This is a genomic window from Terrabacter sp. GCM10028922, assembly GCF_042666095.1.
GTDB lineage: Bacteria > Actinomycetota > Actinomycetes > Actinomycetales > Dermatophilaceae > Terrabacter.
On the sequence record NZ_JBHTFG010000036.1, the window covers coordinates 160,376 to 184,455 of the forward strand.

Sequence of the window (24,080 nt, forward strand, 5' to 3'; positions counted from 1 at the left end):
GTGCTCGCTCACTCGTCGGACGTCGTCACGTGGTGCGGCATACCGACCGGCTTCGACTCCGGCGAGCCACGCTCGCGCAGGTAGATGGCGAAGACGGCCATCGAGCCGATGGCGAGCATCTCCGACTGCCAGTTCTGCAGCGTGCGAGACCAGAAGTCGGGGCTGATGAGGTACTCCCCGAAGCCGACGGGGTCGAGCAGCTCCCGCATGCGCTCCTCGTTGTCGGCCACCCGGCCGGTGACGGCCTGCGCGAGCCACGAGAGCACGAAGACCGTCCCCATGACGAGGACGAGCGAGTGCGAGTAGACGGACCGACGCCAGCCGCCCAGCTGCGCCCACCGGGGCGAGTCGGGACGGGCGAACCGGCCGAGCAGCTGCTTCTCCTCGGTCTCACGACCTTCCTGTCCCGGTTGCTTCGACTCGGACGACCCGCGCTGCACGAGCCAGACCGTGAGCAGGATGTAGAGCACGAACTGGAGGTACTCGGACTGCCAGTTCTCGACGAGGTCGACCGCGAACTGCGACGACGTCACGTAGGTCACCAGCGAGATCTGTTGCAAGCCAGCGGTTCTCGCGGACTCGTTGTAGCCGGCGAGGCCCCACACCGCCTGCCCGGCCACGAAGAGCAGCAGGAGCAGGCCGAAGACGATGGTGAGGCCGTTGTGTCGCCACGCCGCGCGGGCACCGCGCTCCTGTCCCGTCATCGGCCCGCCAGCCCAACGACGAACGCCAGCGCGAGCCCGGCGGCGATCACGACGGCATACAGGACGAACATCACCTTCACGTCAGTCTCCCTCCACCGTGCAGTGGTAGGGCACGGCGGCGTCGGTCGACTGCCGCTCGCACCCGGCCGCGGTTACCCGCCAGCCCACGTCGAACCGGGCGAGGAACACGACCTGGTCGCCGAGGACCACCTGGGCGGAGCGACCCGCCACGGTGGCGCCACGGACATCGCCTCCCGGAGGTGGCTCGGAGTCGTCGAGGCCCTTCGTGCACTCGCCGTCGCCGTCCTCCGCCAGGTGCTCGAACGTCCGCGGAGCGAGGAGGTCACATGCCCGTGCGGGGTCCGAGCGGACAAGCGCGAGGAACGAGCGGGCGGCGTCGGCCGCTGCCGGCTCCTCGCCCGCGGAGCACCCCCCGAGGACCACAGCCAGGGGGACGAGCAGGCTTGGCACGGCACGACGACGGGGCATGTGGTGGATGTACCCAGAGGCGACCACGACTGAACACGCGCAAACGAAGACGTCGACCGACTGGCCGGAGAACGGAGTCCCGGCGGGGGAACCGCCAACCATTGCAACTTCCGCGATGCCGTGGCACTTTGGTCAAGTCAGAGCGGTCCAATCACAGCGCCGACTCCGTCATCCGCATCGAAAACGGAGATGAGTCATGGCGCAGTACCCGACCCACCCTCGCCTCTCCTTCGCCGAGCGTGACGCCGAGACGACCGAGCTCTTCGGTCGCCTCGCCACCGCCGGCCCCGAGGAGTCGGAGCAGATCGTCGAACAGATCGTCCACCTCTACCTCGACCTCTGCTCGACCATGGCCGGCCGCTACGAAGGTCGCGGCATCGAGCACGACGACCTCGTCCAGGTCGCACGTCTCGCGCTCGTGAAGGCCATCCGGCGTTACGAGCCGGGGCACGCCCCGTCGTTCGCCGCCTATGCAGTGCCGACGATCAGTGGCGAGCTCAAGCGGTGGTTCCGGGACCGCGGCTGGGTCGTGCGACCGCCGCGCCGCCTGCAGGAGCTGCGAGCGGACGTGCAGTCCGTGCGCGAGCGGCTCGAGCAGGAGCTCGGCGCGACGCCGTCGGACGCCGACCTCGCCGAGGCGACGGGCGCGTCCGTCAACGACATCCGCGAGGCCGCCTCTGCCGCAACGGGGTTCAGGCCCTTGTCACTCGACTGCGGTCCCTCTGACGACGATCGACCGGGGCTGTCCGCCTTCCTGGCCTGTCCCGACGGCGAGATGGAGATGGCCGACGACCGCGTGTGCCTGGCCGAGGCGTTGGTCGAGCTCGACGACGACGAGCGTGAGCTGCTCCTCCTGCGCTACGTCGAGGGGCTGACCCAGCGCGAGATCGGCGAGGCGCGGGGCGTGAGCCAGATGCAGGTGTCCCGCACCCTGCGCAGGATCACGGTGCGGCTGCACGACCACCTGGCGGAGTCGTCGGCCGAGGAGGACATCAGCACCGCCTCCTGAGGCCACGCGGACCTCGCGGGCATGGAGGTCGGGGTCGGCCTGCCACGGGGAGGAGCCCGGCCAGCGCTTGCCGTCGTCCGGCAACCGGAGTCCAATGGGATGACCGAGCCATACGTCCCGGGGTGTTTGGTTCGCAGGTCTGCCGGTCAAAACAGGCGCCGGCAGGCCGCGGGGCGGGGCCTTTCCCCTGCGGCTGCCGGCTGTTCGCTTCATCCACGCACCCGGGCGTCCGGCTCCAGTCGATCGTGGCGCCGCGGTGTCGGGTAGGTGCACTGAAGCATCCACTCGAGGAGACCGCCCATGAGCTCGCCCCGTCGACCACGTGGTCGACCACCATGTCGACCAGCCTGATCTACCTCATCGCCGGCGCGGCGATGCTGCTCGCTCTCGTCCTCCCGGCAGTCCTCGACCGGTATGCCGTGTCGGCCGCGATGGTGCTCCTCGTCCTCGGCATGGCGATCGGGTTGCTCCCCCTGCCGGAGGGCATGCGCCTCGACCCCGTCGCCATCCGACCCCAGGTCGAACGCATCACGGAGTTCACCGTGCTCGTGGCGCTCATGGGCGTGGGCCTGGCCATCGACCGCTCCTTCGACTGGCGCACCCGCACGGCGTGGGCGTCGTGGTCGCCGACGTGGCGGCTGCTTGCGGTCGCCATGCCGCTGACGATCGCGTCGGTGGCGCTGCTCGGGTGGGCGCTGGGGGTCGGGCCGGCCGCGGCTCTGCTGCTCGGCGCCGCGCTGTCTCCGACGGACCCGGTGCTCGCGAGCGACGTGCAGGTGGAGGGGCCGAAGGTCGAGGCCGCCGGCGACGCCGGCCGCGCAGGCGTCGCGGCGGGCCACCGGGAGGACGAGCAGGACGACGAGGACGACCGCGACGGCGACGACGACGAGGAGGACGGCGCGGCCTTCGGTGAGCCGGTCGACGAGAAGGACGACGTGCGCTTCGCCCTGACGTCGGAGGCCGGCCTGAACGACGGACTCGCCCTCCCCTTCGTCACGGCGGCCGTCCTGCTCGCCTCGGCCGGCAGCGTCTCGGAGTGGGGGCTGCGCTGGGTCGCATGGGACCTCGTCGCCAAGGTCGTCGTCGGCGTCGTCGTCGGGGTGGCCGTCGGCTCGGGCCTGGCCCGCATCGCCTTCCGTTCGCCGCGGCGCTCGCTCCGGCTCGCCGAGCAGGGGGAGGCACTCCTCGCCGTCGCCGCGCTCGTCCTGACCTACGGCGTGAGCCAGCTCTGCGGCGGCTACGGATTCGTCTCGGTGTTCGTCTGCGCCCTGACGCTGCGAGCCGCCGAGCGCAACCACCACTACCACCGGTCGATGCACGAGGTCGTGCAGCGCCTCGAACGCCTGCTGACGCTGCTCATCCTGCTCGTTCTCGGCATGGCTGTGACCAAGGGCGTGCTCGGTGAGCTGGACTGGCGGGGTGTCGTCATCAGCCTGGCGCTGGTCTTCGTCGTGCGTCCCCTCGCCGGGTGGGTGAGCCTCAGGTCCCGGCCCCGCCGGGCGCGGCTGCCCGGGGGGCTGGGGCGTCGGGAGATGCTCGCCACGGCGTTCTTCGGCGTGCGCGGGGTCGGCTCCCTCTACTACCTCGCGCTCGCTGCAGGTGAGCACACCTTCTCCGACGAGCGCTGGCTGTGGTCCACAGTGGCCTTCACGATCCTGCTGTCCGTCACGGTCCACGGCACGCTCGCGACGCCGGTCATGCGCTCGCTGGAGCGGCGTCGGGAGCGGGCGGGTGTCAGCGAGTCCGTGTGACGACGCGCCCGGCGTCGCTCCGGGCGCGGAGGTGTAACGGTCCCGACGTCCCCGCGATGGTGTGGGTGAGGCGGCACCCGATCCCCCGAGCGGGTGCCGTCTCCCTGCCGAGGCGACCTCGACCGGACAGCCGCGGGCGCCCGGTCCTCCTCGAGCCAGAGCGTGACGTCACCCGGAAGGGCGACGTCACCGCCGCCCCTGGCTGGTTGAAGAGCGACGATGGCGCCAGTCCTCCTCTACCCACCCTGCCGGAAGTGCAACGGCCGTCGCCGTCGTCGGCCGGCGAGCCCGGATCGCGGCACCGCGCAGGTCCGGACCTGCTGGGTACTTCCCGACGCTGCCCGCTTTGGGCACAATGTCGCACGGCGACCTGCATCCGCGCAGGCAGGGAGGAGCACGATGCAGGCCGACGGTGCCGAAGCGCTCGACCTGCCTGTGATCTCACCGCCGGATCCGCTGTGGTTCCCTCCGCCGGACCCGGTCCACACCTCGACTCCCGCCTCGGCACGCAGCTCGACATCCAGCCCGGGGCCGGCAGCCGGGACCGAGACCCGGCGGCGCAGCCAGCTGCGCCGGGAGTTCGGGGCGGGGCTGCGCAAGGCGGTCGGTCTCACTGCGCTCGGCACGGTCCTGCCGGGGGCGGGCCTGACCCAGACCCGCAGTCGCCTCCTCGGCTGGATCGTCCTCGGGGTCACGCTCCTCGCCGCGGCCGCCGGTGCGTACGCCGTGCTGACGACCGGCGTGACGGCCGCGGCCCTGTCCGTCGTCGCCCGCCCGGAGCTGCTCAAGACGGCCGTCGTCGTCATCGCGGTCTGGGGCGCGATCTGGTGCGCGTCGATCGTGCTCACGGCCGTACAGGCGCGGCCCCGGACCCTCGACCGCGCGCGCACCCGCACGCTCGCCGCGTTCACGACGGTGATGGTGGCGCTCATCGGTGGCGGCTCGTACAAGGCGGCCGAGTACGCGTTCATCACCCAGGACACCGTCACCGAGGTCTTCTCGGCGCCGGCGCCCGGGCCGGGCCAGGGGGCGGAGGTCGTGCAGGGTGAGGACCCGTGGGCGAAGCAGACCCGCGTCAACCTGCTGCTGCTCGGCTCGGACGCGGGATCCAACCGCATCGGCACCCGCACCGACTCGATGATCGTGGCGAGCATCGACACGAGGTCGGGGCGCACGACGCTCATCTCGATGCCCCGCAACCTGCTCCACGCCCCGCTCGCCGAGGAGAGCCCCCTCCTCGCCCGCTACCCGTCCGGGCACTTCGGCCAGCCCGAGTACACGTGCAGCCAGAACAGCCCCGGCGTGACCGGTCAGTGCATGCTGACCAACCTCTACAACGAGGCCGAGACGTATGCCGCGTCGCACCCCGACGCATACCCGGAGGACGTCGTGCCGGGCCGGGAGGAGATCCGGGGTGCCGTCGAGCAGATCGTCGGCCTCGACATCGACCACGTGGTCGTCATCGACCTCAAGGGCTTCTCGCTGCTCATCGACGCGATGGGCGGGCTCGAGATCAACGTCAAGAACGCGGGCACCGGGCAGCCGCTGCCGATCGGCGGGAAGGTCGGTCCGGACCACCAGATCTACGGCGTGAAGGAGTACTTCAAGCCGGGGCTGCAGCACCTCGACGGGTGGCACTCACTCTGGTACGCCCGCTCGAGGGCTGCCGACAGCGACACCTACCGGCAGGCCCGGCAGCGCTGCGTGGTCGAGGCGATCGTCGAGCAGGTCAACCCCGCCGAGATGGTGGGGCAGTACCCGCAGCTGGCACGGATCGCCCGCGACAACATCTTCACCGACATCCCCGCGCAGAGCCTGCCGGCGTTCGTCGAGCTCGTCGAGCGTGCCCAGCGGTCGGCGGTCAGCAGCGTCACCCTGACCGCCGAGGACGGCGTCGAGTCGTGGGACCCCGACTACGCGAAGATCCGCAAGCTCGTGAAGAAGGGCATCGCGAAGCCCAAGTCGAAGCCCGCGCCCTCCGCGACGACGACGCCAGGGGACGACCCGAGCTCCGCGACGACGACTGCGGAGGCCACGCCGAGCCCGACGTCGACGCCGTACTCCCAGTGCTGAGACCGGGGGCATGAGCTCCCGGCGTGACCGGTCAGGCCCTCACATCTCCTCGTGGGTGTCCGGGTCGCCGCCGAAGAGCCGGCCGTCCTCGCGTGCCAGGCCCGAGATGGCGTCGACCTCGTCGTCGGTCAGCTCGAAGCCGAAGACGTCGAGGTTGGAGCGCTGGCGCTCGGGGTCGGCCGACTTCGGCAGCGGGAGCACGTCCAGCTGCACCTGCCAGCGCAGGATCGCCTGGGCCGGCGTCACGCCGTGCGCCTCGGCCGCCGCGGCGACCGGGTCGGCGCCGAACGGGGCGCTGCGCTTGCCGAGCGGGCTCCACGCCTCGGTGCGGATGCCGCGTTCGGCGTGCACCTCGCGCATCCGGGCCTGGGGGAAGAGCGGGTGCAGCTCGATCTGGTTGACGACGGGGACGACGCCCGTGGCGTCGATGATCTCGTCGAGGTGCTTCTCGGTGAAGTTGCTGACGCCGACCGAGCGCACGAGCCCGCGTTCGCGGCATGCGACGAGCGCCTGGTACGCGTCGACGTAGAGACCGACGCTCGGGTTGGGCCAGTGGATGAGGGCGATGTCGATCTGGTCGAGGCCGAGCCGCTCGAGCGACCCCTCGACCGACGCGACCGCCTGGTCGAACGCGTGGTCTCGCCCCGGAACCTTCGTCTGGATGCGCAGCTCGTGGCGCGCGACCCCGGACCGCCGGATCGCCTCACCGACCTCGGTCTCGTTGCCGTAGTTGACCGCCGTGTCGAGCAGGCGGTAGCCCGCCTCGAGCGCGGAGACCATGGCGCGTATGCCGTTCTCCCCCGTCAGCGGGTAGGTGCCGAAGCCGATGGCAGGCAGCGTCGTGCCGTCGATGAGCGTGTGCGTCGGGACCGTCGTCGTCGTCATGCTTCCAAACCTACGCACCACATCCGAGGGCTGGCGAGGCTCGATCCAGCTCACGGGTGCCACGAGCTGCGCAGCCCGCGTCAGGATGGCCAGCGGCTCCGAGGTCCATGGACCGGGCGTGCTGACGACGGCGTGGCCCAGGCCCCACCGGCGCAGCCGCGCACACCGCCGCGCGAAGTCGTCGGCCGACTCGTCGGGTTCGAGCCGGCTGCTGTCGGACCGGCGCCGTCAGTGGGTCGGCTGCAGGTCGCGCTCCACGACCTCGGCCGCGCGCAGCTTCTCGCCCTCGATGTCGATGTCGGGCAGCGCGCGGTCGAGCCAACGCGGCAGCCACCACGCGCGGTCTCCGAGGAAGGACATGACCGCCGGCACGAGCGAGAGACGCACGACGAACGCGTCGACGGCCACGCCGAACGCGAGCGCGAAGCCCATCGACTTGATCACCGGGTCCTCGACGAGGCCGAAGCCGGCGAAGACCGACACCATGATGAGCGCCGCTGCGACGACGACCCGCGCACCGTGTCCGACGCCGGCGACGACCGCCTCGCGCGCGGCGTGACCGTGGACGAAGTCCTCGCGCATCCGCGACACGAGGAACACCTCGTAGTCCATCGCGAGCCCGAAGAGGATTCCGATGAGCAGGATCGGCAGGAAGCTGACGAGCGGGCCGGCTGTGTCGAGCCCGACGAGCCCCGAGAGCCAGCCCCACTGGAAGATCGCGACGGTCGCGCCGAACGCCGCGCCGATGGTGAGCAGGAACCCGAGCGTCGCCTTGAGCGGCACGAGCACCGACCGGAACATCAGCATCAGCAGCACGAAGCCCAGACCGACGACCACGAGCAGGTAGACGGGCAGGGCGTCGGCGAGCTTGTCGGACACGTCGACGCCGACGGCGGTGACGCCCGTGACCGAGATGTCGGTGCGCGTCGACGAGGCCGTGTCGGCCAGCGCCGAGCGCAGGCCGCGGACGAGGTCGACGGTGGCCTCGTCGGTCGGGCCGGACTTCGGGATGACAGCGAGGATCGCGGTGCGGCCGTCGGCGCTGGCCTGCCCGGGCGCGACGGCGAGCACACCGTCGAGTCGCGTGGCGGCCGTCGCGGCCGCGGTCGTCGCCTGCTGCACCTGCTGCTCGCCGTCGCCGTGGACGACCATGACGAGGCGTCCGTTGAAGCCCTCCCCGAAGCCCTCGGAGATGAGGTCGTATGCCGTGCGCTTGCTGCTCGACGTCGGCGCGGTGCCGTCGTCGGGCAGGGCGAGACGCAGGTCCGCGGCCGGGATCGCGACCGCGCCGAGGAGGACGACGCCTGCGAGCAGGACTGGCACACGGTGCCGGACCACGACACGTGCCCAGGCGAAGCCGCGGCTGCCGGCGGCCTCCTCAGGGTCGGCTTGCGACCCCCCGGAGGTGCGCTGCCGGCGTGAGAGCACGCGGTCGCCGGCGAAGCCGAGCAGGGCGGGGAGCAGCGTCACTGCGACGAGCACGGCGACGAGGACCGTGCCCGCAGCCGCAAGGCCCATGGCGGTGAGGAACGGGATGCCGACGACGGAGAGACCGGCCAGAGCGATGATGACGGTGAGCCCGGCAAAGACGACGGCCGTACCTGCAGTGCCGACCGCCCGTCCGGCGGCTTCCTCGCGGTCGAGACCGATCGCGAGGTTGTGCCGGTATCGCGAGCTGATGAAGAGCGAGTAGTCGATGCCGACCGCGAGGCCGAGCATGAGGGCGAGGACCGGCGTGACGCTGGACAGCTCGACCGCGTGGCCGATGAGGAGCACCCCGATCATGCCGACGCCGACGCCGACGAGTGCGTTGACCATCGTCATGCCGGCGGCGACGAGCGAGCCGAACGTGAGGACGAGGACGACGAGCGCGACGACGACGCCGATGCCCTCGGTCGAGCCGATCTCGGGCGTCGCGTTCAGCGGCTCTCCGCCGGGCGCGACGGTCCACCCCACGGGCGCCCCGCGGCCGAGCGCCTCGTAGGCGGCGCGCTGGTCCGCGGTCAGCTCGTCGGCCGTCTGGGCGAACTGGACGGTCACGAGGGCGTAGCGGCCGTCGGGGCTGATCGCCTTGGTGTCGTAGGGGCCGACCGCTCCGACGACGCCGGGGACCTTCGAGGCGCGCGCCACGACGCCCTCGACGGTGGCCTTCCCCGCTGGTGCGAGGACCGTCTGACCCTCTGGCGCGCGGACGACGACGGCGCCGGACGCCCCGCTCGCCTGCGGGAACTCCGTCGCGAGCGCCTCGAGGGCGCGCTGCGACTCGGTGCCCGGGATCGTGACGCTCGAGGTGGGGGACGTGCCCAGCGTCAGCAGCACCCCCGCGAGCGCGGCGAGCAGGACGAGCCAGGCGGACGCGACGAGGCCGCGGCGGCCGTAGGCGAAGCGTCCGATTCGGTAGAGCACGGTGGCCATGGGTGACTCCGGAGGCGTGAGGGGGACGTGAGGGGTGGGCGCGACGGTCGGCGCGTGGTGCGGTGCGGTCTGCCGACGCTGACCCGCGGGCCTAAAGTTAGCCGATCGACTAACTTCGCGCCAGTCCCCTCTGGCCGGTTCGGTTAGGGTGGCCGCGCACCCGCCCCGGCACACGGCATACGCAGACGTCCCCGAGGCACCCCTCCGAGAGACGAGGCAGCCCATGGCCAGACCGCGGTCGCCGCGCGGCCACGGCCGCCGGCGCGTCATCGACGCCGCCGTCGAGCTCTTCGCCGAGCACGGCGTGAGCGGCACGTCGCTCCAGATGATCGCCGACCACCTCGGCGTGACGAAGGCGGCCGTCTACTACCAGTTCCACGCCAAGGACGACATCGTCCTCGCGGCCATCGAGCCGGCCGTCGAGGACCTCGCGGTGTTCGTGTCCGCGGCGGAGAAGGTCGACGGACCCGACGAGGCCGCGCTCGTCGCGCTGCGTGGCCTCGTCGACGTCATGATCAGCCACCGCCAGGTCGTCGCCGCCATCATGCGCGACCCCGAGGTCGAACGCATCCGGGCCGCCGACGAGGACCTCAACTCGCTCATCGGCCGGCTCATGGCCCTCCTCCTCGGCCCCGCCCCCGACCTGCGTCGCCGCGTCGCCGTCTCGCTCGTCGGCGCCGGCGTGGCGAACACCGGGATCGACCCGCTGCTCGCGGACGTCGACGACGAGACCCTGCGCGCGCAGCTGCTCGAGCTCGGGCCGTCCGTGCTCGTCGCCTCGTGGCGCGGCGCGTAGCCCACGAGCCCACGTGCCGCTCGATGGCGCAGAGGGGCGCTGAGGAGCGCTGAGGGGCGCTGCCGACGCGAGATTCCCCGCCTGCGCGCCGGCAGCGCCCGCGCCCGGCCGGGTGGGAGATGTCCGGGCGCTCCGCGTCGTCGCCCGGATTAGTCCCGGGGGGAGGGCACCTGGCCGTGCGGCGACACGTCCCCATCGTTTCCTGCGCGGGCGTGCGCGTCAGGCAATCGGCAGAAATCGGACGTCACGATTCGGTCTAGGGACGGGTTCAGGCGCTCAGGCGCGCCGCGACCGGGGACGGCAGGGCGGACAGGAACCCGTCGACCACGGCAGTCAGCCCGGGTTGGACCTCGGGGTCGATCGTCAGGACCCCGGCGGGCGAGGTCTCGAGGTAGCGGTCCACGACGAGGAAGCCCTGGACGATGTGCCGCGCGCCCATCGAGGACAGCACGGGCCGCAGCCCGTAGTCGAGGGCGAGCGCGTGCGCGACGCTGCCGCCCGTCGCGAGCGGCAGCACCGTCTTGTCGGTGAGCGCGTACTGCGGGAGCAGGTCGAGCCACGCCTTGAGCAGCCCCGTGTAGGCGGCCTTGTAGACGGGGGTCGCCACGACGACCCCGTCTGCCAGGTCGAGCCGCCGGGCCGCCTCGATGATCTCCGGATCGTCGAAGCGGGCGTGGAGCAGTGCCTCGGCGGGCAGGTCGCGCAGGTTGAGGTGCGTGACGTCGTGGCCGCTGCGCACGAGGGAACGGGAGACGTGGTCGAGCAGCTTGGCAGAGCGCGAGACGACGCTCGGCGAGCCGGAGACCGTGAGGATGCGGGACATGGCGGGTCCTTTCGGGGGCGTGGTCAGGCGTGCCGGCGGGTGCGTCGACGCAGGCCGGCGTCGGTGAGCGCGGGCGGCTGGTAGCCGCCGTCGGCGTCGTTGAGCGTCGTCCCGGGCGGCACGATCTCGTCGATGCGGTCGAGGAGGTGCGGGTCGAGCGTGATCTTGTCCGCCCCGAGCGCTGACTCGAGGTGCTCGAAGGTGCGCGGCCCGATGATGGCCGACGTCACCGCCGGGTGCTCGAGCACGAAGGCCAGGGCGAGGTGGACGAGGGAGAGCCCGGCGTCCTCGGCGAGGTCGTGGAGGGCGTGGACGGCCTCGAGCTTGCGTTGGTTGGCCGGGAGCGTCGGGTCGTGGCGGCCGGGGTTGCGGTGCTCGCGCCGCGAGGGCGCCTCCGTCTCGCCGCGGCGGTGGCGGCCCGAGAGCCAGCCGCCGGCGAGCGGCGACCACGGGAGCACCCCGAGGCCGTGCAGCTGGGCGACGGGAAGGACCTCACGCTCGATGCCGCGCGCAAGGATCGAGTACGGCGGCTGTTCGGTGACCGGTCGCTCGCGATGGCGGGTCAGCGCCACGTGCTGCGCCTCGACGATCTGGCTCGGCTGGAACGTCGACGTGCCGATGTAGCGGATCTTGCCCTGGTGGACGAGGTCGGAGAGCGCGCCGAGGGTCTCGTCGATGTCGGTGTCGGGCTCGGGCCGGTGCACCTGGTAGAGGTCGATCCAGTCGGTCTGCAGGCGCCGCAGGCTGTCCTCGACCTCCCGGATGATCCAGCGGCGCGAGTTGCCGAAGCGGTTGACGTCCTCCCCCAGCCTGCCGTGGACCTTGGTCGCGAGGATCACGTCGTCGCGGCGGCCACCGGCGAGGGCCTTGCCCACGACGACCTCCGACTCCCCCTGCGAGTAGACGTCGGCCGTGTCGATGACGTTGATCCCGGCGTCGAGGGCCGCGTGGATGACGCGGATGCTGTCGTCGTGGTCGGGGTTGCCCTGGGCGCCGAAGTTCATGGCGCCGAGGGTCAGCGGGCTCACCTTGACGCCGGTGCGGCCCAGGGGGCGGTGGTCGGTCATGCGGGATGCCTCTCTCGGGAGGTGGACCCGGCCGTGCGGGCCGCCGTCCAGGAGCTGTCGGGACGCGTGAGCCCGTAGTGCTCGCGCAGGGTCGTGCCCGTGTAGTCCTCCCGGAAGAGGCCGCGGGCACGCAGGATCGGCAGGACGTGCTCGATGAAGGCGTCGAGCCCACCCGGCAGCCACGGCGGCATGAGGTTGAAGCCATCGGCGGCACCCTGCGTGAACCACTCGGTGATCCGGTCGGCGACCTGCTCGGGCGTGCCGGCCACGGTCCAGTGGCCGCGCGCGCCGGCGAGCCGGTGGAGCAGCTGTCGGATCGTCGGTGCCTCGCGCTCGACGATGTCGACGACGAGCTGGCTGCGGCTGCTGTTCACCCGGTCGCCCTGGAGGGCGATGAGGTCGCGCGGGAAGGGCCCGTCGAGGTCGTGGCCCGTGAGGTCGACGCCGAGCAGTCGGCGGAGCAGGTCGACGGAGTATGCCGGCTGCGTGAGGTCGTTGAACTCCTCCTGCAGCGCCCTGGCCTCGGCCTCGGTCGACCCGATGAACGGGCTGATGCCCGGGAGAACGAGGAGCTGCCCGGGGTCCCGGCCGAGGCCGGATGCCCTCCGCTTGATGTCGGCGTAGAACTCCTGCGCGCTCTCGATCGTCTGGTGCGCCGTGAAGATCGCCTCCGCGTAGCGCGCCGCGAACGACCGGCCGTCCTCGCTCGACCCGGCCTGCACGTAGACCGGCCGGCCCTGCGGCGTACGCGGTGTGTTGAGCGGGCCACGCACCCGGAAGTGGCGCCCGACGTGGTCGATGCGATGGATGTGGTCGGCGTCGGCGAAGACCCCGCTCTCGCGGTCGGCGACGAGGGCGTCGTCCTCCCACGAGTCCCACAGGTCGGTGACGACGTCGACGAACTCCCTTGCCCTGTCGTAGCGCTCGGCGTGGACGGGGTGCTCGTCGAGTCCGAAGTTGTGCGCGGCGTCCGGTGCGCCGGTCGTGACGATGTTCCACCCGGCCCGGCCCCGGCTCAGGTGGTCGAGCGAGGCGAAGAGGCGTGCGGCGTTGTACGGCTCGAGGTAGGTGGTCGACGCCGTCCCGATGAGCCCGATCCGCTCCGTCACGGCCGCGATCGCCGAGAGCCAGGTGAACGGCTCGAGCCGGAAGCGGCTGGCGTAGCGGATGTTGTCGGCGAGCGAGGGGCCGTCGGCGAAGAAGACGGCGTCGAGCTTCGCTGCCTCGGCCGTGCGCGCCAGCTCCTGGTAGAAGGAGATGTCGAGCACCCGGTCGGGCTCGGAGTCCGGGTGGCGCCACGCGGCCTCGTGGTGGCCGCCCGGGTAGACGAAGAGGTTGAGCCTCAGCCGGCGGTCGGTCATGCCGTCACCGCCTGCGGGCTGGCCTCGGCGTCCGAGTAGCGGTTGACGGGGCGCGGCAGACCGTAGTGGTCGCGCAGCGTCGTCCCGGTGTAGTCGGCACGGAAGAGCTCTCGGCGCACGAGGATCGGCACGACGTGGTCGACGAAGGCCTCGAGACCCGACGGCAGCACGGCCGGCATGATGTTGAAGCCGTCTGCGGCGCCGGCGACGAACCACTCCTCGAGCGCGTCCGCGACCTGTTCCGGAGTGCCGGCGAAGGTACGGTGGCCCCGCCCTCCCCCGAGCCGTCCGATGAGCTGGCGGACCGTGAGCCGTTCGCGCCGGGCCAGCTCGACGATGAGGGTGTAGCGACTCTTGGCACCCTCGATCTCGTCCTCGGCCGGCAGGTCCGCCGGCAGCTCGCGGTCGAGCGGGAGGTCCTCCGGGCGCAGGCGCAGGGTGCGCGCGAGCTGGGCGACGGCATACTCCGGGCGGATGAGCTCGTCGAGCTCGGCCTCGAGCCGAAGCGCCTCCGCCTCGGTCGACCCGATGACGGGGACGATGCCGGGGAGGATCTTGATGCCGTCGGGGTCCCGGCCGAGCGCCGCCGTCCGAGCCTTGAGGTCGGCGTAGAAGCCGCGGGCGTCGTCGACCGTCTGGTGGGCGGTGAAGACAGCCTCGGCGTAGCGTGACGCGAACGCCTTGCCGTCCTCCGACGAGCCGGCCTGCACGATGAGCGGGTGGCCCTGCGGCGACCGCGGCAGGTTGAGCGGCCCGCGGACGCGGAAGTGCGTGCCGACGTGGTCGATCGGCCGCACCCGGTCGTTGTCGCCCCACCGGCCGGAGGCCTTGTCGCCCGTCGGCGCGTCGTCGTCCCAGCTGTCCCAGAGCTTCTGGGCCACGTCGAGGAACTCGGCGGCCCGCTCGTACCGCGTCCGGTGCGCGGGCTGGTCGTCGAGGCCGAAGTTGCGGGCCGCGTCGGGCCCGGCGGTGGTCACGACGTTCCAGCCGGCGCGGCCACCGCTGACGTGGTCGACGGACGCGAACCGGCGGGCCAGGTTGTAGGGGTCGTTGTACGTCGTCGACGCCGTCGCGATGAGGCCGATCCGGCTCGTCGCGGCCGCGATCGCCGTGAGCAGCACCGTCGGCTCGATGGCGCCGGAGGGGCGCCGGCCGATGTCGTTCCAGAGGACCGGGCTGTCCGCGAAGAAGATCGAGTCGAGGTGTCCGCGCTCGGCTGTCTGGGCCAGCCGCTGGTAGTGGGCGACGTCGGTGTTGGCGAACGGGTTGCTCTCGGGGAGCCGCCACGACGCCTCGTGGTGGCCCGTGCTCATGAGGAAGGCGTTCAGGTGGAGGGTTCGTCGGGCGGGCGAGGTCATGACGGAGTCCTTTCGGGGCGGGGCTGGTCGTGGGAGTCGGGTGCGGCCTCGTTCGTGACACCGAGGGCGCGGAGCAGCTCGGTGCGGATCGCGGCGAACCCGGGGTCGGACGGGTTCCGGCCGCGACCCGAGGCCTCGACGAGGTCGATGCGGCGCTCGAGGGCGATCCGCCCGTGGTCGAGCACGATGACGCGGTCGGCGAGCGTGATCGCCTCGTCGACGTCGTGCGTGACGAGCAGCACCGCCGGATGATGACGGTCGTAGAGCTCGCGCAGCAGACCGTGCATCCGGATCCGGGTCAGCGCGTCGAGGGCACCGAACGGCTCGTCCGCGAGGAGCAGCTGCGGGTCGCGGACCAGCGAGCGGGCGAGGGCGACTCGCTGCTGCTCACCGCCGGACAGCTCGTACGGCCACGCGTGCTCGCGCCCGTGGAGGCCGACCTCTTCAAGGGCTCGCAGGCCCCTGGCCCGCGGGTCGTCGCCACCCAGCCCGAGGACGACGTTGTCGAGGACCGTGGCCCACGGCAGCAGGCGCGAGTCCTGGAAGACGACGGACACGCGCTCCGGCACGCGGATGCGGCCGGTGCCGCTGACGTCGGCGTCGAGGCCGGCGAGGGCGCGCAGCAGGGTGCTCTTGCCGCAGCCGCTGCGCCCGAGGAGCACGACGAACTCGCCGGGGGCGATGTCGAGCGTGACGCCGTTGAGCACGCCCTTGGGGCCGTAGCCGCGCACGAGTCGCTCGATCGTGACGGTCGGCCGCTCGGTGGTCAGGAGTTCAGGGTGCGCTGCCATGACAGGGCCCTCCTCTGCAGGAGCCGGACGGCGCCGTCGGAGAGCAGACCCAGCAGGCCGTAGAGCACGAGTCCGACGACGATGACGTCGGTCTGCCCGTAGGTCCGCGCGAGCTCCATCATGTAGCCGATGCCGCTCGTGCTGTTGATCTGCTCTACGACGACGAGGGACAGCCAGGCGGCCGTGACCGCGAACCGCAGGCCGAGGAGGAACCCCGGAAGCGCGCCCGGCAGGATCACCTTGCGCACGAAGGCAGCCCGGCTCAGGCCGACGGTCTGGGCGAGCTCCACGTACTTGCTCTCGATGCCGCGGAGCCCGGAGTGGGTCTGGATGTAGATGGGCACGAAGACGCCGAGGGTGATCGTGATGACCTTCATCGGCTCGCCGATGCCCAGCCAGAGGATCAGAAGGGGCAGCAGGGCCAGCGACGGGATCGCGCGCTTGATCTGCACGGGACCGTCGACGAGCGACTCACCGACGCGGCTCAGGCCAGAGACGAGCGCGAGAGCCGCGCCGAACAGGATGCCGAGGAGCAGCCCCAGCCCGGCCCGTTGCGTCGACACCGCGAGGTTGCTCTGCAGCCGCCCGTCGGCGACGAGCTCCGCCGTCGTGGTCACGACGGTCCACGGCGCCGAGAGCGTTCGGGGGTCGAGCACTCCGGAGGCGGAGCCCGCCACCCATGCGGCGAGGAGGACGAGGGGGCCGAGCGCGGCGGCACCCTGTCGCCGGCGACCGGGGCCCAGCCGCTTCGCAAGGGGCCGCTCGTCGCTGGCGAGCGAGACGGGAGCCTCTGCGAGAGTGGAGGACTGCCGTGGTCGGGCGATGTCGGTGAGTGTCGTCATGATGCCTTCCCCGTCCGGTATGCCGTGCCGCCGACCTTCTCGAAGCGGCGGTCCCAGAGCGTCGTGACGTCGAGGTGCGGTCGGTCCTGCTCGGTGGCGAGCAGGTCGGCCGTCGCCTGGTGGCGCCTGATCGCGTCGGTCCAGTCGGTCGGCACGTCACGGACACCGGCGGCCTTCACGAGGTACTCGCCGTCGGCGGTCGTCAGGCCCTGGTTCTTGACGTAGTAGCCCTCGATCCACTCCTTCGGGTGCTCGTCGACCCACTTGAGGGCGACGCCCCAGTGGGCGACGTACTCGCGGATGGCTGCGGCCTTTCCGGGATCCTGCAACGAGGTCTCGAGCGCGTAGAGGTGGCCGGGGTCGTCGCGCAGGCCGTGTGCGATGACGGTGGCGCCGTCGCTGCCGTACTTCGAGAGGTAGCGCTTGACCTGGACGCCGCCGATGGGTGCGACGTCGATCTGCTTGGAGGCCAAGGCAGTCGGGTAGACGTCGCCCGTGCTGGGCAGCTCGACGAGCTCGACGTCCTCCTTCGTGAGCCCCGCCTTCTGGAGGACCCGAAGCACGAGCGCGCCCTGCGCCTGGCCGGGGCTGTAGGCGATCTTCTTGCCACGCAGGTCGGCGATGGACCTCACCGCGACACCGGGCGCCACGCCGAGCTGGTAGAGCGGATGGGCCTCGGGCTGCAGACGGAACTGTGCGGCGACGATGCGCGTGTCGACCCCGGTCCACTCGGCCTGCAGCGGCGGGATGTCGGCGACCGATCCCAGGTCAAGAGCCTTGGCGCGGAAGGCTTCCAGGGTCTGCGGACCGCCGCTGATGTTGGCGAACGTCACGGGGAACGTGAAGTTGTCGAGCTCGCCGGAGAGCTTGAGGGCCTGCTCGACCTGGGGGTCGCCGACCACGAGCGTCGTGCCCTTCGGCACGGCGGCGGGCAGGGCAGCGGTGAGGGCGAGGGCCGGACCACCGTCTGCGGCGTTCGAGCTGCCCCCGCACGCCGCGAGCAGGGCCACGAGCGGGGCAGCGGTCAGGGCGATCACGACGGATCGACGGCGGGGCGGGTGCGAGTGCGCGGTGCTGGGCATGGTGAGATGAACCTTTCGAGGGCAGGTGTGCGGAAGCCGCCGGAGACCGGAACGGACTGCGGCAGAGAAGAACTGGTGATGACCGGGTCACGCGATGCGATTCGCGTCGGCGTCGGGTGCGTGTCAAGACGCGCCACCGCGCGTCAGTGCGCATCGATGTGCGCGGGGAGGGAGGGGCGCGGCGGCCCTCCCGGGCGAGGCTCAGCGACAGATCGCGCTGGCGGTCCCCATGTGGTCGATCGCCCGACGCTTGGTCAGCATCTGGTGGCGGTGCATGACACGTATTTCATTCTGGATCAGTAGGAATTACAACCTCGGTCCGCACACTGAGACAGACATCAGCCCTCGGCCGGGCCCTGGCGCCCGAGCTGGACGGACACACCTGTGCCGTATGCCGTCCGGTGCACCGGACGGCATACGGCGGGAAGCGCTCGTGGCGCGGTCAGTCCTCGAGGCGGAAGCCGAGCTTGACGGTGACCTGCCAGTGGGCGACCGCGCCGTCGGCGAGCTGGCCGCGGACGCTCTGGAGCTCGAACCACTCGAGGTTGCGCACCGTCGTGCTCGCCTTCGCGACCGCGTTGCCGACGGCGTCCTCGATGCTGTCGGGCGACGAGCCGACGACCTCTGAGATGGCGTAGACGTGGTTGGCCATGATCCCTCGCTTCGCATGGAGCCACCCGGCCGATCCGAGTCGCGTCGACTCACGCTAGACCCGCATCGACGGCGGCCGTCAAGGCGAACGTGGCGGTCAGTGCCAGTTGCTGACCTTCACGTCGTGCGGCGCCGGAGCGCCGGCGCCGGTCTCGACGAACGACGTGAGGCTCATCAGGAACGTGGCCCACTTGGTGCTGCAGTGGTTCATGAACGGGACCGGCTCTCGCCACCCGCGATGGGCGAACAGCACGATCGTCCACTCCCCGTCGGTGCGCAGCTCCCAGTGGATCCGGGTGCCGATCCACTCCTCCGGGCCGTCGACGACCTCCCAGATCACGCGCTCGCCCGGCTCGGCCTCCAGGACCCTCATGTCGAACCCACCGGGCTCGTCGGTGCCCAGGTCGAAGCGGAACTCGAGGAGTCCGCCCGGCGCGCCCTCGCCCAGCGTGTCCTTGGTCCACCAGCCGGCCAGGCCCTCGGGAGTCGTCAGCGCCTCGTACACCGCATCCTTCGATGCGGTGGTCCCGACGCGGTGCAGGATGTCCACCATTGTTCTCGTCCCCTCTGTTCTTCCCCGGCCGCGGTCGCGGCCGGGAGGTCGTCACGTGTTCTTCTGGATGGCTTCGGCGATCTGCTTGATCCGCCGCAGCCGGGCGTCCCAGGCGTGGCCCACCGCATTGAGCTGGGCGACTGCGCGGGCGAGCTGGGCCTCGTCGACGCGATAGCGCTTCCCACGACCGGCCGCGGCCGCACGCACGAGTCCGACGCGGTCGAGGGCGACGAGGTGCTTGGCCACGGCCTGGCGCGTCACCGGGAGCTGCTCGCTGAGCGAGGTTGCGCTTCCCTCGCCCGTCGCCAGCAGCAGGTCGAGCATCCGGCGCCGGGTGGGGTCCCCGATCGCCGACCACAGCTCGTCGTCGACGGCGACGTTCATCGTGCCGAGACCAGCCCGACGGCCGTTGACGCGATGCGAGGCACGAAGGTGTCCCAGCCGACCACGTGCTCGTTGTACTGCTGCTCGAGCTTCGCGACCTCCCACCCCTGCTCGCGGAAGCCGGTCTCCGTCAGACGGAGCAGGGTGCCCGCACCCGAGGGGACCAGCTCGAACGTCACGAGCAGCGAGTTGGCCCCGACCGCCTCCTTCCCCGCAGGGTGCGTCCAGCGGAACGTGAAGACTCGAGGCGGCTCGGCGGTCACGACGGTCATCGGCACGACGTTGGCGCGCGGGTTGTCCCCGTCGGCCCAGACCAGCTCGCCGGTGGCGCCCGCCACGGGCTGGACGTCGGACTCGGCGTACCACCAGTCGCGGACGTGCTCGGGCTGGCTGATCACCTCGAACACGACCTCGGGCGGGGCGTCGACGTGGATCTCGCGCTCGATGCTGGCGTACTCCATCGGAACCTCCTCGATATAGCAACCTTTGGTTGCACATCAAGGTAGCGGCAATGGCACGCAAAGCGCAACCATCGGTTGCACTGGCTCATCTCGACTCTCTCGCTGCCCCGCCTCCGAAGTCGCGCCCGCGACACACGGCCGGTGCCCTACGGTGTCCTCACCGTCCGAGGAGGAGCTGCCGTGCCACGACCTGTCGTCACCGCCCTCACCATCCTCTTCGGTGTCGTCCTCGGCGGCGCCGCCGGCCTGGGCTTCGGCTACATGGCGATCCAGTTCATCGTGACGATGCCCGGCCGCGCAGGAGGCATGGAGGATCTCGCGCTGGCGGTCCTCATCGGCTTCGGCACCCCGCTCGTGGGCGCGATCGTCGGGGGCGTCGTCGCGGCACGGTCGATCCGCAACCGACGAGGCCGCGGGTGACATCGGCACCCTCGTCGCCCCTACGGTCGGCGTGCCCCTGCTCGCCGATGCCGCCGGCGACGGGGTGACTCAGACAGCGTGGGACCCGGCTCGCTCGACGAGGATCGCCAAGCGTGCCAACGCCTCCCGGTTGCGCCGGTCGAGCGCGAGGTCGCGCACCGGCCGGGGCACCAGCACGGCAGGGCCCTTCACCGCATCCTCCTCCATCGTCACCTCGGTGTCCGCACCCTCGGGCCGGCAGGTGATCCGCACGACACCCTCGCCGGACGGCCACGCCCGCACGGTGAGCTCGAGCAGGCTCGGACGCTCCGACCGCCGAACCGTCGTCGTGTCGTCGAGGAGCAGCGGCCAGGCGCCCACGGAGTGGTGGATCTCCGCACCCACCGCCGGCCAGGCTTCCGAGACCTCTCGGATGCGGGAGGCGCCGACCACCCACTGGCTGTAGCTCCACCCGTCTGCGAGCACCTCGAAGACGGCCTCCGGCGAGCCGTGGATGATGCGGGTCGTGGTACTCATGAGCGCCTCCATGGGAGTCGGGCCTTGTTGTGCCACAAGGCGGCTCGGGCGGCGTTGGCGCCGCACGCCCCGTGCACCCCGCCTCCCGGGTGCGCCGAGGCGGATGCCAGGTAGAGGTCCTTGACGGGCGTCTCCGGCCGACCGGAGCCGGCGACGGGCCGGAAGACGAGCTGCTGGTGCAGGCCGGCCGTGCCACCGTTGATCGCACCTCCGACGAGGTTGCGGTCGAGCGCCTCGAGCTCGTGCGGGCCGAGGATGCGCCGGGCCGTGATGCGGTCCCGGAAGCCGGGAGCGCGGTCCTCGATGCGCGCCTCGACGCGCTCGGCCATCGCCTGGAGGTCGGCCTCGTCCCACGTGCCGATCACCTCTCGCACCCCGAAGCGTCCGGAGGCGGCGTCCCCGCGAACGTGTTGTGGCACATGGGTGTACGCCCACAGCGCCTCACGCCCCTCGGGCACCCGGGAGGGGTCGGCCACCCCCATCTGACCGACGAGCAGGAACGGGCGCTCCGGCACGAGACCAGCGGCCACCTGTCCGGTGCTCAGCGTCATCTCGTCCAGCGAGTCCGCGACGTGCACGGTGCCGGGGGCCGCCTCAGGCGCACCGGCCCAGGGGACGGGAGTGTCGAGAGCCCAGTCGACCTTGAACGTCGACGGGTCCCACTCGAACCGGCCCATCCGGTGGCACAGCCGAGCAGGCAGGTCCTCCCAGGACACGAGGCCGCCGTACAAGGCAGGCGCAGAGACGTCGGCCAGCACGGCGCGCCTGACCCTGAGCTCACGTGCGGCAGACCGCACGGCAACCACGCGCCCGCCCTCCACGCGTACGCCCACGGCTCGCTCGCCGAGGCAGACCTGCCCGCCGTTCGCCTCGAGGCGCCGGACCATCGCCCCCGAGAAGCGGCCCGCGCCGCCGCGCGGCACGGGGAAGCCCACCGTCTGCCCCAGCAGGACGAGCAGGAGTCCCATCGCGGCCGAGCCCGGCGCCTCGAGGCCGATGTCGGCGTGGGCGGCGTTTCCCGCGACGAGCAGCCGGGCCGCGTCGCCCCGGAAGAGCCGCTCGGTGAGGCTTCGCGCAGGCATCATCAGCTCACGCAGCAGCTCCAGTCCGCCGGGACGCAGCACGTGCCGGGCGAGGCCCGCCCCACCGCGTACCGGTGGGAACGGGGTGAGCAGGCACCGGATGACGTCGTCGCCGACACGGTCCCACGTGTCGCACAGGGCGAGCCAGGCCTCGCCGTCACCCGGCGCCTGGGCGTCGAGCGCCGCGGCCGTGGCGTCGCGCTCACGGTGCAGCAGGCCCCACCGTCCGTCCGGGAACGAGTGGCCCACGACCGCTGGAGCCTGCACCCACTCGAGGCCATGGTCCTCCAGGCCAAGGCTGCGAATGGTCGGCGAGCCGGCCGCCAGCGGGTAGAACGAGCTGAACGTGTCGTGGACGTGCCCGGGGGCCACGGAGTCGTCGCTCCACACGGCCCCGCCGGGCCGCTCCTGCTCCTCGAGCACGACCACCGACCATCCCGCGTCGACGAGCAGGTTGGCAGCCACGAGCCCGTTGGGTCCGCTGCCGATGACCACGGCATCCGTCGTCGTCACGATGTCCTCTCGTCTTCCGTTCTGCTGCCCTACCCGCTCGACCGTCCACCCGGACTGCACGTCTCGTACGTCTCGCTACCCGGCGTCGACACGCCCATCCACCGTCGGGGCGGGTATGCCGGAGGGCCTGCCGGTCGTCCGCCTCACCGGTGGTCACGGGTCGGGAGCAGGGGCGGCTCTGGACCTGGCTCGACCGGTTCGGAAGCGGTGGGGCGGACGGGGCTCCGCCCACCGTCCGGCAGGCGGCCAGTGAGCCGGAGCACCTCGGCGAGGTCTCTCAGCTTCACGTTGGAGTTCTGCGACAGACGACGCAGGTAGGCGAACGCCGACTCCGCCGTGAGCCCATGACGTTCCATGAGGATGCCCATCGCCTGCCCGATCTCCTGACGGGTGACCATGGCCAGCTCGAGCTGCCCCACCTTGCGAGCGATGGCGATGGTGGCGGCGGCATGCGCGGCGAAGGCCGTCGCCAGCTCGACGGTGCGTTCGGGCATCGGCTCGCCGTCGTCGGAGCTCAGGGTCAGCACGCCGAGCGTCCTGTCCTCCCAGGCAAGCCGGACGGCGACCGCCGCCGTCAGCCCCAGGCTGGCGGCCCAGGTGCTCACCTCGGGCCAGCGGACCCCGTGCTCGAGCTCATCCCGGTCGAGCATCACGACGGGGACGGGACCATGCACGGCGTCGATGGCCGGGCCCTCACCCAGCGCGCGCTGGATCTCGTCGAGGCGCCGCGCCAGGGGCCCCGTAGCAGCGAGGGTCCGCGGCGCTCCACCCCTGTCGAGGACGCCGATCGACACGTGGCGCACGCCCGGCACCGCCTTCGTGCTGGCCAGCAGGACTGCCTCGACGGCGGCTACCGGGATGTCGGCGTCCGGGCAGCGCGATGCGGGATGGAGCCCTCCGGGCATCGGTCCGGAGTGCTCTGGACGTCGTGACGTGAGAGTCATGGAAACCCCCTCGCGGGCGCGGCCGTCCCCCTCTCGGCTGAAGGTGCCTGCGTGACGTCGAGCCTCGGCCGGTCGCTGCGGCTCGGAGTCACGTGCCCGTGGTCAATCCGACGGTACACCGGGCGGAGGGCGCGCGGCGGTCTGCGAGCCTCGGTCCGCGCTCGGCGCATCCGCGGTCGGCGACGTGCTCACACCCGGGTCAGGAGGAGCCATCACGGAGAGGCGTCGCGGTGGCCCTCGACCCGAGCCAGCTCCCGCGGGATCGCGCGCAGCACGTCACGGGCGAGGAAGCCGGGAACCTCGCGGCCGAGTCGCTCACCGGCACTCGCGTGCGCCCACGCACCCCAGGCTGCAGCCTGCTCGGGCAGCGCCCCGCGGGCGACGAGTCCGGCGACGGCACCGGCCTTCACGTCACCTGAACCGGCGGTGGCCAGGCCGGCGTGGCCGGCGTCGTGGGACCACGACTCGTCGCCCGGCGTCACGACGTACGACACCACGCCGCCGCTCAGCACGACGGCACCCGTCGCGTCGGCGAGCCGTCGCGCGGCTCCGAGCTGGTCATGCTCGACCTCCTCCTCGGGCCGGCCCAGCATCGCCGCCGCCTCCGAGACGTTCGGCGTCAGCAGCACACGCCCCGCGAGGTGGCGCACACCGTCGAGGTGGTCGGTCAGGTAGGCCGTCCCCAGCGCGTCGACCACGAGGGAGGTGTCGAGCCGGGGGACGATCTGCGCGACGAGGAGGCTCGCGCACTCCGGGCTGCTCAGGCCCGGACCGATGAGCACGACGTCGGCGTGCTCCGCCATCTCCACGACCCGGTCGGCGCCCGCGAGCGCCAGCTCGCCGTTGCGCAGTGCCGGCAGCCCCTCGACCAGAGCCTCCGGCAGGGCCACGGCCAGGGCGGCCGCCGTGTCGGACGCGGTCGCGACCTGCACCTTGCCCGCGCCGACGCGAAGGGCCGACTCGGCAGCCAGCAGGACCGCTCCCGGGGTCTGTCGAGCCCCGCCGACCACGAGCACCGTACCCCTTTCGGTCTTGTCGCCGTCCTCGGACGGCAGCGGCCACGACCGGAGCAGCTCCGCGTCGATGGGGGTCGGGGTGTCTCGAGGCACG

Annotated in this window: 24 protein-coding genes; 5 read left to right on the forward strand and 19 right to left on the reverse strand. The window is 71.9% G+C overall.

The window, feature by feature from the left end:
• Positions 1-8 precede the first annotated feature (8 nt).
• Positions 9-704, reverse strand: a complete 696-nt coding sequence (locus ACFQU3_RS23370; protein ID WP_385914275.1) for a DUF6766 family protein — start codon at positions 702-704, stop codon at positions 9-11.
• Positions 705-785: 81 nt separating this feature from the next.
• Entirely contained in the window at positions 786-1,193 is a 408-nt protein-coding gene (locus tag ACFQU3_RS23375; RefSeq protein ID WP_385914276.1) for a hypothetical protein, read from the reverse strand.
• 196 nt (positions 1,194-1,389) lie between these two features.
• On the opposite strand from ACFQU3_RS23375, the gene ACFQU3_RS23380 reads away from it, so the two are divergent.
• From ACFQU3_RS23380 to ACFQU3_RS23390, 3 genes are all read left to right on the forward strand, one after another.
• On the forward strand, positions 1,390-2,202 hold the full coding sequence (locus ACFQU3_RS23380) for a sigma-70 family RNA polymerase sigma factor (protein ID WP_385914278.1): 813 nt from the start codon (positions 1,390-1,392) through the stop codon (positions 2,200-2,202).
• A gap of 335 nt (positions 2,203-2,537) precedes the next feature.
• Positions 2,538-3,953, forward strand: a complete 1,416-nt coding sequence (locus ACFQU3_RS23385; RefSeq protein ID WP_385914280.1) for a cation:proton antiporter — start codon at positions 2,538-2,540, stop codon at positions 3,951-3,953.
• A 399-nt stretch (positions 3,954-4,352) separates the two neighbouring features.
• Positions 4,353-6,026 (forward strand): LCP family protein, encoded by a 1,674-nt coding sequence (locus tag ACFQU3_RS23390; protein WP_385914282.1) that lies wholly within the window; start codon positions 4,353-4,355, stop codon positions 6,024-6,026.
• Positions 6,027-6,065: 39 nt separating this feature from the next.
• Here the strand turns inward: ACFQU3_RS23390 and ACFQU3_RS23395 are convergent, their stop codons facing one another.
• Together ACFQU3_RS23395 and ACFQU3_RS23400 are read right to left on the reverse strand one after the other, a co-directional pair.
• On the reverse strand, positions 6,066-6,911 hold the full coding sequence (locus ACFQU3_RS23395) for an aldo/keto reductase (RefSeq protein WP_385914284.1): 846 nt from the start codon (positions 6,909-6,911) through the stop codon (positions 6,066-6,068).
• Between the two features lie 228 nt (positions 6,912-7,139).
• A complete protein-coding gene (locus tag ACFQU3_RS23400) occupies positions 7,140-9,326 on the reverse strand; it encodes an MMPL family transporter (protein ID WP_385914286.1) in 2,187 nt (728 codons plus the stop codon).
• A gap of 223 nt (positions 9,327-9,549) precedes the next feature.
• Here ACFQU3_RS23400 and ACFQU3_RS23405 point away from each other — a divergent pair, with 223 nt between their 5' ends.
• A complete protein-coding gene (locus ACFQU3_RS23405; protein ID WP_385914288.1) occupies positions 9,550-10,122 on the forward strand; it encodes a TetR/AcrR family transcriptional regulator in 573 nt (190 codons plus the stop codon).
• 268 nt (positions 10,123-10,390) lie between these two features.
• Here ACFQU3_RS23405 and ssuE read toward each other — a convergent pair whose 3' ends face one another.
• From ssuE to ACFQU3_RS23460, 11 genes are all read right to left on the reverse strand, one after another.
• On the reverse strand, positions 10,391-10,945 hold the full coding sequence (gene ssuE / locus ACFQU3_RS23410) for an NADPH-dependent FMN reductase (RefSeq protein ID WP_385914290.1): 555 nt from the start codon (positions 10,943-10,945) through the stop codon (positions 10,391-10,393).
• 23 nt (positions 10,946-10,968) lie between these two features.
• Positions 10,969-12,012: an aldo/keto reductase gene (locus ACFQU3_RS23415; protein ID WP_385914292.1), complete on the reverse strand. Its 1,044-nt coding sequence runs from the start codon at positions 12,010-12,012 to the stop codon at positions 10,969-10,971.
• On the reverse strand, positions 12,009-13,373 hold the full coding sequence (locus ACFQU3_RS23420; RefSeq protein WP_385914294.1) for an LLM class flavin-dependent oxidoreductase: 1,365 nt from the start codon (positions 13,371-13,373) through the stop codon (positions 12,009-12,011). The genes ACFQU3_RS23415 and ACFQU3_RS23420 overlap by 4 nt, the downstream gene beginning before the upstream one ends.
• The gene (locus tag ACFQU3_RS23425; RefSeq protein ID WP_385914296.1) at positions 13,370-14,731 is read right to left on the reverse strand and encodes an LLM class flavin-dependent oxidoreductase; all 1,362 of its coding nucleotides are present in this window, start codon (positions 14,729-14,731) and stop codon (positions 13,370-13,372) included. The genes ACFQU3_RS23420 and ACFQU3_RS23425 overlap by 4 nt, the downstream gene beginning before the upstream one ends.
• Entirely contained in the window at positions 14,728-15,522 is a 795-nt protein-coding gene (locus tag ACFQU3_RS23430; protein ID WP_385914298.1) for an ABC transporter ATP-binding protein, read from the reverse strand. The genes ACFQU3_RS23425 and ACFQU3_RS23430 overlap by 4 nt, the downstream gene beginning before the upstream one ends.
• Positions 15,498-16,364: an ABC transporter permease gene (locus tag ACFQU3_RS23435; RefSeq protein WP_385914300.1), complete on the reverse strand. Its 867-nt coding sequence runs from the start codon at positions 16,362-16,364 to the stop codon at positions 15,498-15,500. The genes ACFQU3_RS23430 and ACFQU3_RS23435 overlap by 25 nt, the downstream gene beginning before the upstream one ends.
• Positions 16,361-17,446, reverse strand: coding sequence for an ABC transporter substrate-binding protein (locus ACFQU3_RS23440; protein ID WP_385914302.1), 1,086 nt, complete (start codon positions 17,444-17,446; stop codon positions 16,361-16,363). The genes ACFQU3_RS23435 and ACFQU3_RS23440 overlap by 4 nt, the downstream gene beginning before the upstream one ends.
• Before the next feature lie 442 nt (positions 17,447-17,888).
• On the reverse strand, positions 17,889-18,098 hold the full coding sequence (locus tag ACFQU3_RS23445; RefSeq protein WP_385914304.1) for a dodecin: 210 nt from the start codon (positions 18,096-18,098) through the stop codon (positions 17,889-17,891).
• Between the two features lie 96 nt (positions 18,099-18,194).
• Positions 18,195-18,650, reverse strand: a complete 456-nt coding sequence (locus ACFQU3_RS23450; RefSeq protein WP_385914306.1) for an SRPBCC domain-containing protein — start codon at positions 18,648-18,650, stop codon at positions 18,195-18,197.
• 51 nt (positions 18,651-18,701) lie between these two features.
• The gene (locus tag ACFQU3_RS23455) at positions 18,702-19,034 is read right to left on the reverse strand and encodes an ArsR/SmtB family transcription factor (protein ID WP_385914308.1); all 333 of its coding nucleotides are present in this window, start codon (positions 19,032-19,034) and stop codon (positions 18,702-18,704) included.
• On the reverse strand, positions 19,031-19,495 hold the full coding sequence (locus ACFQU3_RS23460; RefSeq protein WP_385914310.1) for an SRPBCC domain-containing protein: 465 nt from the start codon (positions 19,493-19,495) through the stop codon (positions 19,031-19,033). The genes ACFQU3_RS23455 and ACFQU3_RS23460 overlap by 4 nt, the downstream gene beginning before the upstream one ends.
• Positions 19,496-19,675: 180 nt before the next feature.
• Here ACFQU3_RS23460 and ACFQU3_RS23465 point away from each other — a divergent pair, with 180 nt between their 5' ends.
• Entirely contained in the window at positions 19,676-19,915 is a 240-nt protein-coding gene (locus tag ACFQU3_RS23465) for a hypothetical protein (RefSeq protein ID WP_385914312.1), read from the forward strand.
• A gap of 69 nt (positions 19,916-19,984) precedes the next feature.
• On the opposite strand, the gene ACFQU3_RS23470 is transcribed toward ACFQU3_RS23465, so the two are convergent.
• The 4 genes from ACFQU3_RS23470 to ACFQU3_RS23485 all read right to left on the reverse strand — a co-directional run bounded on the left by ACFQU3_RS23470 (position 19,985) and on the right by ACFQU3_RS23485 (position 24,079).
• Positions 19,985-20,431, reverse strand: coding sequence for an SRPBCC family protein (locus ACFQU3_RS23470; RefSeq protein WP_385914314.1), 447 nt, complete (start codon positions 20,429-20,431; stop codon positions 19,985-19,987).
• Positions 20,428-22,026: a phytoene desaturase family protein gene (locus ACFQU3_RS23475; RefSeq protein WP_385914316.1), complete on the reverse strand. Its 1,599-nt coding sequence runs from the start codon at positions 22,024-22,026 to the stop codon at positions 20,428-20,430. Before ACFQU3_RS23475 ends, ACFQU3_RS23470 begins: the two co-directional genes overlap by 4 nt.
• Before the next feature lie 143 nt (positions 22,027-22,169).
• Positions 22,170-22,970: a GAF and ANTAR domain-containing protein gene (locus ACFQU3_RS23480; RefSeq protein ID WP_385914318.1), complete on the reverse strand. Its 801-nt coding sequence runs from the start codon at positions 22,968-22,970 to the stop codon at positions 22,170-22,172.
• A 212-nt stretch (positions 22,971-23,182) separates the two neighbouring features.
• Positions 23,183-24,079 carry an NAD(P)H-hydrate dehydratase gene (locus ACFQU3_RS23485; RefSeq protein WP_385914320.1) on the reverse strand — a complete coding sequence of 299 codons (897 nt, stop codon included), beginning with the start codon at positions 24,077-24,079 and terminating at the stop codon, positions 23,183-23,185.
• Between the last annotated feature and the right edge of the window lies 1 nt (position 24,080).